At 62.9% G+C, this 12,909-nt stretch carries 8 protein-coding genes; 4 read left to right on the forward strand and 4 right to left on the reverse strand.

The window, feature by feature from the left end:
• Positions 1 to 218: 218 nt before the first annotated feature.
• A complete protein-coding gene (gene hisN / locus NKJ93_RS18355; RefSeq protein WP_352590560.1) occupies positions 219 to 992 on the forward strand; it encodes a histidinol-phosphatase in 774 nt (257 codons plus the stop codon).
• A 151-nt stretch (positions 993 to 1,143) separates the two neighbouring features.
• Here hisN and NKJ93_RS18360 read toward each other — a convergent pair whose 3' ends face one another.
• Complete coding sequence (locus tag NKJ93_RS18360; protein WP_352590563.1) at positions 1,144 to 1,602, reverse strand: styrene oxide isomerase; 459 nt, start codon at positions 1,600 to 1,602, stop codon at positions 1,144 to 1,146.
• Between the two features lie 144 nt (positions 1,603 to 1,746).
• Positions 1,747 to 2,721, reverse strand: a complete 975-nt coding sequence (locus NKJ93_RS18365) for an alpha/beta fold hydrolase (RefSeq protein ID WP_352494701.1) — start codon at positions 2,719 to 2,721, stop codon at positions 1,747 to 1,749.
• A gap of 476 nt (positions 2,722 to 3,197) precedes the next feature.
• Between NKJ93_RS18365 and NKJ93_RS18370 the strand changes: the two genes are divergently transcribed.
• The gene (locus NKJ93_RS18370) at positions 3,198 to 3,662 is read left to right on the forward strand and encodes an Hsp20 family protein (protein ID WP_023675381.1); all 465 of its coding nucleotides are present in this window, start codon (positions 3,198 to 3,200) and stop codon (positions 3,660 to 3,662) included.
• 93 nt (positions 3,663 to 3,755) lie between these two features.
• Here the strand turns inward: NKJ93_RS18370 and NKJ93_RS18375 are convergent, their stop codons facing one another.
• A complete protein-coding gene (locus tag NKJ93_RS18375) occupies positions 3,756 to 4,808 on the reverse strand; it encodes a threonine aldolase family protein (protein ID WP_352590566.1) in 1,053 nt (350 codons plus the stop codon).
• Between the two features lie 475 nt (positions 4,809 to 5,283).
• Here NKJ93_RS18375 and gltB point away from each other — a divergent pair, with 475 nt between their 5' ends.
• Positions 5,284 to 10,014: a glutamate synthase large subunit gene (gene gltB, locus NKJ93_RS18380; protein ID WP_352590569.1), complete on the forward strand. Its 4,731-nt coding sequence runs from the start codon at positions 5,284 to 5,286 to the stop codon at positions 10,012 to 10,014.
• 143 nt (positions 10,015 to 10,157) lie between these two features.
• Positions 10,158 to 11,612 (forward strand): glutamate synthase subunit beta, encoded by a 1,455-nt coding sequence (locus NKJ93_RS18385; protein ID WP_352465855.1) that lies wholly within the window; start codon positions 10,158 to 10,160, stop codon positions 11,610 to 11,612.
• Positions 11,613 to 11,648: 36 nt separating this feature from the next.
• Here the strand turns inward: NKJ93_RS18385 and NKJ93_RS18390 are convergent, their stop codons facing one another.
• Positions 11,649 to 12,899, reverse strand: coding sequence for an SGNH/GDSL hydrolase family protein (locus NKJ93_RS18390; protein WP_352590572.1), 1,251 nt, complete (start codon positions 12,897 to 12,899; stop codon positions 11,649 to 11,651).
• Between the last annotated feature and the right edge of the window lie 10 nt (positions 12,900 to 12,909).

A 12,909-nucleotide genomic window follows, 5' to 3' on the forward strand; every position in this document is an offset into this window, starting at 1 on the left:
ACGTATTGTGCGCTGCACAAATGTCAAGGCACGTTCCGGCTTTTTTAATTCACTGTGAAGTGGAAATTGCATTTCCATGATGACTGCGTTGCATTCGAGCAACAGTTGGCGTCGTGCGAAAGGCTCCGAATGCCCTTGTTTCGGTACAAAACGCCCTTGTTTCGGCACAAATCCGTAGGCAAACCGGCATCTCAAACATGCTGGAGCGGGAGAATCAGTTGGACATCAGCATCGAGTTCATGCGGCGCATTGCGCGTGCCGCCGCAGCCGAGACCTTGCCGCGCTTCCGCAATCAGGGCGCGGTCGCCAACAAGGAGCACGGCAGCTTCGACCCGGTCACCGAGGCCGACCGTGAGGCCGAGCGCGCCATCCGGGCGCTGATCAACGCGCAATACCCCGATCACGGAATTCTCGGCGAGGAACATGGCAGCGAAAACATCTCCAGCCGGCATGTCTGGGTGATCGATCCGATCGATGGCACACGCGCCTTTATTTCCGGCCTGCCGGTATGGGGCACGCTGGTCGGGCTGACGGTCGACGGCGATGCCGTCGCCGGCATGATGTCGCAGCCCTTCACCGGCGAGCTGTTCTACGCCAATGCCTCCGGCTCGCATTATGAGGGCCCGGGCGGCCCGCGAAGACTCACGACGCGCAAGACCACGAACCTCGCCGAGGCGACGCTGTTCACCACCACGCCGGCGCTGTTCAAGGGAGACGCGCGCTTGCGCTACGACTTGTTCGAGCAACAGGTCCAGCTCGCCCGCTACGGCACCGACTGCTATGCCTTCGCCATGGTGGCGGCAGGCAGCGTCGATATCGTCGCCGATCCGGGATTGAAGCCCTACGACATCGTTGCGCTTATCCCGATCATCGAGAAGGCAGGCGGCGTCGTCACCACTTTCGAGGGCGGACCGGCGGAAAAGGGCGGCGACATCCTGGCGGCGGCGACGCCGGAGCTGCACGCAGCAGCGATGGCGGCGCTGCGCGGCTGAGGATCCGTATACCCAAGCGTCTGTTTTGCGCAAATCCGACGGAAACCGTGGTACGGTTCTAAAGCGCGTCGGGTTTGAATCGACTCATGGGAGACGCGCTCGTTTGGATGTCGTTATCGCAAAACCGCTGCGCACTTTTGCGGGACATGCATTAGCTATCGGCAGGCCAAGCGTCCGAGAGACGCAGGCCCCGCAAAATGAGCACGAAAGAGATGAGGCCGGTCGGCGCAGATGAATACGCCACGCCTTTGATGACTGTTTCCTGAAAGGCACTTCCGTGGAAGGCTCCGGCCGCCAACGGCATTGTCTCGTTGCCGGCCCCCCAGGCGCTGGCGATCACGTAGGCGGCCAGGATCGCCAAAGCCGAATAGATCAGCAGCCAGAACGCAATCCGCGACATCGCCGCGCCGAGATTGAGCCTAGACCATGCGAGGCCTAGCGCCAGCAACAGAACGCCCTCCAGGGCGCTGAGCGTGTGCGCGGACAGTCCGAGCCGCGGTGCGGCGAGGTACGGTATTGCAAACCCTTCGAATGACGAAAACAGCAGCAGCGCGACGCCAATCTGCAGTAGCCGATGCCCCTGACGTGACAGCGTGTTCGATGCGTTCATGGTCGTTTTTCTCCCGGTCTCTGCCGAATTGCCTCCAATCTCTTTGGCCGCTACCTAGCGCTCGATGCCTGAACGGGAATAAGGGGCAAGCTGCGCCGGGCAAGCAACCCGCGCAGGCTTTGTTGCCGGGCGCTGGCGAAGCGGTCAAACAGCGTCGCCGGTTCCTGGGATGAAAGCATCGAATGCCGCAAGCAGTTGCTCGCGATAGAGGTCGGCCTCCTGCAGGATCTCGTGGCGAGCGCCGTCGATCATCACTAGCGAGCCGACGCGCAGACGTCTTGCATAGGCTTCGACTGCCCTGGTCGAGACGACCTGGTCGGCGCCGGCGGCGATCATCAGCAAGGGCACCTGGATCTTGGCCATGAAATCCGGGTCGCTGACGATCAAGGACGCCTCCGTGGCCGCCTTCAGCCAGCAGATCGTCGGTCCGCCGAGCGCCAGCTGCGGATAGGTTTCGTAGATCAGCGTGTTGCGCCGATAGCGTTCCGGGTCGCTGGTCAGCTTGTTTATGGCGAAGGGCACCGATTCCTTCGGCCGCGGCCCCCATGCGGCATAGAGCCGGCCAAGGCCGAGAAGGCAGAACAGCGAACAGATGCCGCGAACGGTTTTTACCGAAACCGGGAGGTCAGGCACGGTGAAGAATGGTGCGATCAGCACCATGCGACGTACGCGGTTCGCCATTGAGGGTGCGGCGAGCAGCGCAATCACCGCCCCGGCCGAATGGGCCAGTATGTAGTAGGGTCCCCGGCAATCGGGCAGCACGATCTCTTCGAAGAACTGCTCGAGATCGCCGGTATAGTCGAAAAAGCTTCGGACGTAGCCGCGCTGGCGATCGCCGATCATCCGGTCGGAAGCGCCTTGGCCGCGCCAGTCGAGGGTCGCCACGCCAAAACCCCGGTCGGCAAGGTTGCGAATGGTCTCGAAATACTTCTCGATGCACTCGTTGCGGCCGGTCAGGACGACGACGGTGCCCTTCATCGGGCGGGCAACCGCGGCAAACAGCCCATAGCGGATCTTCTTGCCGTCGCGCGTGGTGAAGAAGCCGCCGGCCGCGTTTTCCGGCAGCGGATTGCCTGGCGTTTCGTAGAACAGGGAGGGCTGGGGGAACAGATCGGTCATACGGTGTTTGCTTGGCGTCGGTGACGGCGTGGGCGCAAGTCAGGCATAAACGCCCATGCGCCAAAAGCAAAGGAATTCGGGACGCCGGGGATGTCGACCCAGGCAGCGAACAAGTAAGGCCGGAAGCAGCCTAGGGCGTGCTTCCGGCCTCTGTCGACCCGGGAGGAAGGGACGTTACACCCGGTTCGGCCTCGTCGTGTCGCCTTCTCAGGCGACCTGTTTCTGATCTCGAGAACAGTTTTAATGCCGTCTGGCTGAACGCTCGCCGAAGCCACGGTTCATCTGCCGTTCATCGGCATCGGGACGTGATCAGGGGCCGATGCGGTTCGGACGCGGGCAAATCTTGAAATGCCGTCGCCCGCTTCCCAAATTTGTCATGCGGCCGCCAATGTCGGGGCCGCTGGCCCATCCGGAACGCCGTCACGGGTTTCGCACCGGCCATACGCAAACCTTGTTGCTCAACAGGAGAACACACCATGCGTCACGTTGATTTTTCCCCGCTCTACCGTTCGACCGTCGGTTTTGACCGGCTGTTCACCATGCTCGATTCGCTTGCGCAGCCGGAAGGCCAGACCTATCCGCCTTACAACATCGAGCGCACCGGTGAGGACGCCTATCGCATCTCGATGGCTGTGGCCGGCTTCTCGGAAGATGAGATTTCGATCGAAGCTCACCGCAATGTGCTGACCGTCAAGGGTGAGCGCAAGGAGGAAGGCAATGGCGAAGGCTCCGAACTGCTCTATCGCGGTATTGCCAGCCGAGCCTTCGAGCGCCGCTTCCAGCTTGCCGATCACGTCGAGGTTGTCGGCGCCGCGCTGAAGAACGGCCTGCTTTTTGTCGACCTCAAGCGCAACATCCCCGAAGAGCTGAAGCCGCGCAAGATCGCGATCACCTCGGCTCCGGCCAAGGCCAAGCAGATCGAGGCCAAGACCGCCGCCTAAATCGGGCAGCTAAACTCCCCGGGACGCCAACTCCCCGGGAAAAAGGGGCGGTGCAGCAAATGCGCCACCCCTTTTTGCTGGTGGTAAGACTTGCTATCCGGCGAGCAGGTAGCCGAAACGGTCGACCTCGTCGGCCGTGGTCGCGAAGCTGGTGACGAAGCGATAGAGAGCTTCGTCCTCGCCGACATGGTTGTCGTAGCCGAGCGGCCTATGCCAGTCGTGGAACACGGCGCCTGCTGCTTGCACTCTTTCGGCCTCGGCCTTTTTCATGACCGCGAAGACCTCGTTCGCCTGCGGTAGCCAGGCCAGCCGGGCTGAAGGGGAATCTTCGATCGCCGCGGCTAGGCGTGCCGCCATCGCATTGGCGTGCCGTGCCGTGTCGAGCCATAGCCCACCCCTGAAATAAGCATCGAATTGCGCGGCGATGAAGCGCGATTTCGAGAACAGTTGGGCGGCGCGCTTGCGCAAAAACGCCAGTTCCTTGGCTCGCTCGAGGTCGAACAGCACGATCGCCTCGGCGCACCAGCAGCCATTCTTGGTGCCGCCGAAGGAAAGGATGTCGACGCCGTGCTTCCAGGTCATTTCCGCCGGCGTCGTTCCCAGCGCGACGAGCGCATTGGCAAAGCGGGCCCCGTCCATGTGCAGCGGCAATCCGTGCTGCTTTGCAATCGCCGAAATCCTGGCGATTTCGTTCAGCGTGTACACGGTGCCGACCTCGGTCGATTGGGTGATCGAAACCGCCATCGGCCGCCCGGAATGGACGTTTTCGGGTGCGAAACGGTCCACTGCCCGTTCCAGATCGCCGGCATCGATCTTGCCGAGTGCGCCGTCGATTGTATAAAGCCGCGAACCGCCGGTGAAATATTCCGGTGCACCGCATTCGTCCTCGATGACATGCGATTCGCGATGGCAGAAGGAAATGCCGCCTGGCTTGTTGTAGGTAGTCAGCGACAGCGAATTGGCTGCGGTGCCGGTGGCCACGAAAAACACCGCGACCTCGCATTCGAAGATTTCATTGAAGCGCTGGTAAACGGCCTTATCGAGTATACCGTCGCCATAGGCGGTGGAGAAGCCGTCGGTATGGGCCGACAGGCCGGCAGCGATACGGGGATGGGCGCCTGCCCAATTGTCGGAAGCGAAAATCATGCGTCTGCCTATGCTGGGGAAATTGGTGCGAGCTTGGCCGCTTTCGCATGCCGGCCGCAAGTGGCAGATGCCGAAAATCCGCTAAAGCCAGTGAAAGCCGGACCGTAAATGCAGCGACTGAAGGTTACGCTGTCGCCGCGTTCCGCGCAATTTTCTGTCGCCAACGCTCCAATAATTTTGTGAATCGGTCTTGTATGCGCTCAAGATTTCTGTCATAAAAATTTAGGACAGTAGTGCTGTCTTATTTTGTCGCACAAAACTGGCCGCATTGGCATATGATTGCGCCTCTACGGCCATTGCCGCGAGCGACAGCTAGACAGCCTGGCTCTGGCCTGTACGAATACCATATGCGAGCCATGCGGAAAGCCGCACGGTCGGCAAGAATTTCGCCAGACGTGCCGCAAGATTGAAAGGGGAGCCACGCGCTTCCCGACGGAAACCAGCGCCCGAAGGGGACGGAACGGAGGACAGGACGATGACGGACATGACGCCATCTGCGACGAAGGCCGCGCAGACGAAAGCGGCAGCCGTCAAAAATCCGTCCCTGACCAATATTGGGCGAACCAGCACCGGCTATGCCGCGCACGGCCTCTACGATCCGCGCAACGAGCATGATGCCTGCGGCGTCGGCTTCATCGTCAACATGAAGGGCGTGAAGTCGCATCAGATCGTCGAGGACGGCCTTGCCGTGCTCGAAAACCTGACGCATCGCGGGGCCGTCGGCGCCGATCCGCTGGCCGGCGATGGCGCCGGCGTGCTGGTGCAGCTTCCAGACCGTTTCTTCCGCGAAGAGATGGCAGCCCAGGGCATCGAACTGCCGCCGGCCGGTCAGTACGGTGTCGGACACTGGTTCATGCCGCAGGATGCAGCACTTCGTGCTCACATCGAGGACATCATTGCCGAATCGGCGCAGTCCGAGGGGCTTCCGCTCATCGGTTTCCGTGATGTGCCCGTCGACAATTCGTCCTTGTCGACGGCGCCTGATATCGTGGCGTCCGAGCCGTTCCATCGTCAGATATTCATCGGCCGTACAGCCGACATTCTTGACGACGAGGAGTACGAGGCCAGGCTCTATCTGTTGCGCAAGGTGATATCGGGCCGCATCTACGCCGAGAACGACAACAAGGACATCGGTTCCTACTGCGTGTCGCTGTCGGCGCGCACCATCGTCTACAAGGGCATGTTCCTGGCCTACCAGGTCGGCGCCTATTACAAGGACCTCACCGATCCGCGCTTCGAAACCGCGCTGATCCTGGTCCACCAGCGCTTCTCGACCAACACGTTCCCGTCGTGGAAGCTGGCGCATCCCTACCGCATGGTCGCACACAATGGCGAGATCAACACCGTGCGCGGCAACAACAACTGGATGGCGGCGCGACAGGCGTCCGTCGATTCCGAACTGTTCGGCAACAACATCTCGAAGCTTTGGCCAATCTCCTACGACGGCCAGTCAGACACCGCCTGCTTCGACAATGCGCTCGAGTTCCTGTTCCAGGGCGGGTACAGCCTCAGCCACGCCATGATGATGCTGATCCCGGAAGCCTGGGCCGGCAACAAGCTCATGGATGCCGACCGCAAGGCTTTCTATGAATACCATGCCGCGCTGATGGAGCCGTGGGACGGACCGGCGGCGGTGGTCTTTACCGATGGCCGCCAGATCGGCGCCACGCTCGACCGCAACGGTCTGCGCCCGGCACGCTACATCGTCACCGACGATGACCGCGTCATCATGGCCTCGGAAGCCGGCGTGCTGCCGGTGCCGGAGGAGAGGATTGTCAAGAAGTGGCGGCTGCAGCCCGGCCGTATGCTTCTGATCGACCTCGAGAAGGGCCGCATCGTCTCTGACGAGGAGCTCAAGTCGGAGATTGCGACCAGGCATCCGTACAAGAGCTGGCTCGCCAACACGCAGCTCATCCTCGAAGACCTGAAGCCGGTCGAGCCGCGCGAATTGCGCAGGGATGTCAGCCTGCTCGATCGCCAGCAGGCGTTCGGCTACAGCCAGGAAGACACCAAGCTGTTGATGTCGCCGATGGCGACCACCGGCCAGGAAGCCGTGGGATCGATGGGCACCGACACGCCGATCTCGGCGATGTCGGACAAGTCGAAGCTGCTCTACACCTATTTCAAGCAGAACTTTGCTCAGGTCACTAACCCGCCGATCGACCCAATCCGCGAGGAGTTGGTGATGAGCCTGGTGTCCTTCATCGGGCCGCGGCCCAACATCTTCGACCTGGTTGGCAATTCGCGCCGCAAGCGGCTCGAGGTGCGCCAGCCGATCCTGACCAATGGCGATCTCGAAAAGATCCGCTCCATCGGCCACACCGAGGACCGGTTCGACACCAAGACGATCGACATTACCTATGGCTCGAACGAGGGCGCAGCGGGCATGCAGGGTGCCATCGACCGCTTGTGTGAGCGGGCGGAGGCGGCGGTCGCCGGCGGCTACAACATCATCATCCTGTCCGACCGCCAGGTCGGGCCGGACCGGATCGCCATCCCGGCGCTTCTGGCGACAGCCGCGGTGCACCACCACCTGATCCGCAAGGGATTGCGCACTTCGGTCGGGCTGGTCGTGGAATCCGGCGAGCCGCGCGAAGTGCATCATTTCTGCTGCCTTGCCGGCTATGGCGCCGAGGCGATCAACCCTTATCTTGCCTTCGACACGCTGCTCGATATGCACAAGCGTGGCGAACTGCCGAAAGAGGTGGACGCCTACGAAGTGGTCTCCCGCTACATCAAGTCGATCGGCAAGGGCATCCTCAAGGTGATGTCCAAGATGGGCATCTCGACCTACCAGTCCTATTGCGGCGCGCAGATCTTCGACGCCATCGGGCTGAAGACCGATTTCGTGCAGCAATACTTCACCGGCACCGCGACACTGATCGAGGGCGTCGGACTGGACGAGATCGCGGCCGAGACGCTCAGCCGCCATACCGATGGTTTCGGCAACGACCCGGTGCTGCGCAACAGCCTCGAGGTGGGCGGCGAATACGTGTTCCGCATGCGCGGTGAAGCACACATCTGGTCGCCGGATGCGGTGGCCACCTTGCAGCACGCCGTGCGCCAGGGCTCGTGGGAAACGTTCAAGGACTATTCCGCCCAGATCGACAGCGAGACGGCCCGTGCCCAGACCATTCGCGGCCTGTTCAAGATCAGGCTCGCGGAAGAAACTGGGCGCAAGAAGGTTTCGCTCGACGAGGTCATGCCGGCGGCCGACATCGTCAAGCGGTTCTCGACCGGGGCGATGTCCTTCGGCTCGATCTCCAGGGAAGCGCACACGACGCTGGCGCGCGCCATGAACGCCATCGGCGGCAAGTCGAACACCGGCGAGGGCGGCGAAGAGGCCGACCGCTATCTGCCACTGCCGGGCGGCGGCAAGAACCCCGAACGCTCGGCGATCAAGCAGGTCGCCTCGGGACGCTTTGGCGTCACGGCGGAGTATCTTGTCAATTCCGACATGATGCAGATCAAGGTCGCGCAAGGGGCAAAGCCCGGCGAGGGCGGCCAGTTGCCGGGCCACAAGGTCGACGCGACCATCGCCAAAGTCAGGCATTCGACGCCGGGCGTCGGCCTGATCTCGCCGCCGCCGCATCACGATATCTATTCGATCGAGGATCTGGCGCAGCTCATCTACGACCTAAAGAACGTCAATCCGGCGGCGGACGTATCGGTCAAGCTGGTCTCGGAAGTCGGTGTCGGCACGGTTGCGGCCGGCGTCGCCAAGGCGCGTGCCGATCACATCACCATATCAGGCTATGACGGCGGCACTGGCGCTTCACCGCTGACCTCGCTCAAGCACGCCGGCAGTCCGTGGGAAATGGGCCTTGCCGAGACGCACCAGACGCTGGTGCTCAACGGCCTCAGGTCGCGCGTCGCGCTGCAGGTCGATGGCGGCCTGCGCACCGGGCGGGACGTTGTCATCGGCGCGCTGCTCGGCGCCGACGAGTTCGGTTTCTCGACCGCGCCGTTGATCGCGGCCGGCTGCATCATGATGCGCAAGTGCCATCTCAACACCTGCCCGGTCGGCGTCGCGACGCAGGACCCGGTACTGCGCAAGCGCTTCAAGGGCACGCCCGAGCACGTCATCAACTTCTTCTTCTATGTGGCGGAAGAGGTGCGGGCGCTGCTTGCCGAGATGGGCTACACCCATCTCGACCAGATCATCGGCGACACCGACCTTCTGGAAAAGCGCGAGCTGATCCAGCACTGGAAGGCGCGCGGGCTCGACTTCAGCAAGATGTTCTACAAGCCGGATGCGCCGCACGAGGCGGTGCACTGGACCGAGCGGCAGAAGCATCCGATCGACGACGTGCTCGACCGCAAGCTGATCGAACTGGCAAAGCCGGCGCTCGAAGCCAGGCAGCCAGTCAGCATCGAACTGCCGATCCGCAACGTCGACCGTTCGACCGGCGCCATGCTGTCGGGTGAAGTGGCAAAGCGCTTCAAGCACAAGGGCCTGCGGGAGGACACGATCTCGGTCAAGCTCACCGGCACGGCCGGCCAGTCCTTCGCCGCCTTCCTGGCGCGCGGCGTCTCGTTCGAACTGGTAGGCGCGGCCAACGACTATGTCGGCAAGGGCCTGTCGGGCGGCCGCATCGTCATCCGTCCGCCGGAGAACACGAAAATCGTTGCTGCCGAGTCCATTATTGTCGGCAATACCGTGCTCTACGGCGCGACCGAGGGCGAGGCCTATTTCTGCGGCGTCGCCGGCGAGCGTTTTGCCGTGCGCAATTCGGGCGTCGCCGCCGTCGTCGAAGGCGTCGGCGACCATGGCTGCGAATACATGACCGGCGGTATCGTCGTCGTCATCGGCCAGACCGGTCGCAACTTCGCCGCCGGCATGTCGGGCGGCGTCGCCTATGTGCTCGACGAGGCGGGCGATTTCGCCGAACGCTGCAACATGGCGATGGTCGAGCTGGAGCCGGTTCCGGAAGAGGACGACCTGATGGAAAAGCTGCTCCACCATGGCGGCGATCTCGACCACAAGGGCCGTGTCGACGTATCCGGCGATATGACCAGCCATGACGAGGAGCGGCTCTACCAGTTGATCTCCAACCACGTCCACTACACGGGCTCGGAACGAGGTCGCGAAATCCTCGACGATTGGGCGATTTTCCGGCCGAAATTCCGGAAGATCATGCCGGTCGAATACCGCCGCGCGCTGATCGAGATGGAACGTATGCGCATGAACGTGGCGGCGGAATAGATTTGGAAATTGCCGGGAAGCCATGCGTCCCGGCAACCATCTTCATCAACAATCCTGACCTCGGACTGAAGGTTGCCACGGCTGCCTTATGAGGTTAACGGGTGCGTCGCCAGGCGTGCCTTCCGGACAGCAGGGACTGGACTATGGGCAAGGTAACAGGGTTTCTCGAGATCGATCGGCAGGTGCACAAGTACCAGCCGGCTTCCGACCGCATCCGGCATTTCCGCGAGTTCACGCTGCCGATGTCGGATAAGGAGGTCGAGAAACAGGCGGCGCGCTGCATGGATTGCGGCATTCCGTATTGCCATGGACCGACCGGCTGCCCGATCCACAACCAGATCCCGGACTGGAACGACCTCGTCTACAATGGCGACTGGGACAACGCGATCCGCAACCTGCATTCGACCAACAATTTTCCGGAATTCACCGGCCGCATCTGTCCGGCACCTTGCGAGGAAGCCTGCACGCTGAACCTCGAGGACATTCCGGTCGCCATCAAGACGATCGAGCAGGCGATTGCCGACAAGGCCTATGAAACCGGCCATATCCGGCCCTATCCGCCGGAACGGAAGACCGGCAAGCGCGTCGCGATCATCGGCTCGGGGCCGGCCGGCATGGCGGCCGCCCAGCAACTCGGCCGCGCCGGCCATGACGTTCACGTCTATGAGCGCGAGAGCCGGCCGGGCGGGCTGATGCGCTACGGCATCCCCGACTTCAAGATCGAGAAGCATTATATCGACCGGCGCATCGAGCAGATGCAGGGCGAGGGTGTCAGCTTCCATTGCGGCGTCAATGTCGGCGTCGACAAGCCGGTCGCCGAACTGCTCGCCGAATACGACGCAGTGCTCTATTGCGGCGGTTCCGAAACGCCGCGCCCGGCCAACATCCCGGGCGACGATCTCGACGGCGTGCACGACGCGATGCCCTATCTGGTGCAGCAGAACAAGCGCATCGGCGGCGAGCCGATCCAGTCGGTGGCATGGCCGTCGCGCCCGATCGTCGCCGGCGGCCAGCATGTCGTCGTCGTCGGCGGCGGCGACACTGCCTCCGACTGCGTCGGTACCGCCTTCCGCCAGGGCGCGGTGCGCGTCACCCAGCTCGACATCCGGCCGCAGCCGCCGGAAAAGGAAGACAAGCTGTCGGTCTGGCCCTACTGGGCGACCAAGATGCGCACCTCATCCTCGCAGGCCGAAGGCGCCGAGCGCGAATTCCAGGTGGCGACGCTTGAATTCATCGGCGAAGACGGCCAGCTGACCGGGGTCAAATGCTGCGAGGTCGACGAAAAGCGCAAGCCGATCGCCGGCACCGAATTCGTCATCCGCGCCGATCTCGCGTTCATCGCCATCGGCTTTGCCGGGCCGGCCGCTCGAGGGCCGGTGTCGGAACTCGACGGGCAGATGACGATCGTCACCGACAGCCGCCGTTCGAAGAACGTCGAGGCCAATGACCGCGATTACAGAACCAGCGTCGAAAGGCTCTATGCGGCTGGCGACGTGCGGCGCGGCCAGTCGCTGGTCGTCTGGGCAATCCGCGAGGGCCGCCAGGCGGCGCGCGCCATCGATGAGGCTCTGATGGGATCGAGCGTGCTGCCGCGCTGAGTCCGTTCCGAAACTCTACAGAAAGAGTCGCCGGTTTTACTGCCGGATCGCCGTCGTCGTGTCGGATGCAGCAGCCGCAGTCGCAGGTTGTATCTTGGGCGGCCACGAGAAATCGTCGGCGCGGCCGGGCGAGGCGTCGGTCGCCTTGCCCTCGACGATCAGCTTTTCGCCGGGCAAATTCTTGTCCGCCTTTGCCGGCGGGGCGGCGCCGAGAAGTTCCGAGCCGCCGTCCAGCGCCGGATCGCTGAGCAGCATCGGCACAGTGCGATCGGCGGCTATCGGTGCGGCAGCAGGTGCCGGCGCCTCGACGGGAGCGCCGGCCGGGGCAGAAGCTGTGACCACGCTTCCCGGAGCGGCCAGCCCAAGGATCTTCATCAGCGGCTTTTCGGTGTAGAAGGCGAGCTTGCGCTTGCCGGCCTTCGACATGTTGATGCCGTCGTCGGAGCGCAGGCGCACCGATTGGCCGTTTATGTCCGGTCCGCTGGTGATAAAGGCGCCGTTCTCGTCGACGAACCCGTCCCAGACATCGACGAATTCGCCGCCGTGGCTTTCGGCGGACGAGCGGTAGATGTCGTTGAAGGCCAGCATGTCGGAGGTCATTTTCGAGACCCGGAAGGCCGGCATGCCAACCCATAGATACGGCACCTTGGCTGAAGCGATGGCTTTGCCGAGCGCTTCGGTCCGGCGCTCGTACTCCTTGGTCCAGTTTTCGGATCGCGGCTGCTCACGCACATCGCCGACGCGCATCTGCTGACGGTCGTTCGATCCGAGCATGACGACGACGGCTGCCGGTTTTTCGGCAGCGATCAGCGACTTGACCTGTTCGGGCCAGTTGTAGACATCGTCGCGCACGAAGCTGGACGAGCCGTTGGCGCGGACGACAATCCTGACGCCGGTGTTTTCGGCAAAGGCGGCGTCGAGCCCCTCAGCCAGTCCAGACGCCATGAAATCGCCGACCACCAGAACGACGCGCGCATCGGGCGCCTTCTCGGCCACCGGGGTTGTCGGCTCGGCCGGCGCCGGCCGGCGAACGGACCGGGGCTTCCTCAGCTTGGGTCTGGGCTTTGTTCTCTGGAATTCTCTCGGGAATTCGGGCGGCGGCTGCTCAAACCGCTCGCTTCTGCGCGGAAACAACAGGTCGCGCAGCGACCAGCCACGACTTTCCGGCTCCTGCGCCATGGCCGAGGTATGAAAGGCGCTGGCCGCGCCGACTGCCAGAACGACGATCGCCAGAACGAGGATCGGCACGCGACGAACGATCAACCGGATGCGCGCAGCCGAAACCAATCACCCTCTC

Origin of the sequence: Mesorhizobium sp. M0028 (genome assembly GCF_040323855.1) — a bacterium.
Lineage (GTDB): Bacteria > Pseudomonadota > Alphaproteobacteria > Rhizobiales > Rhizobiaceae > Mesorhizobium.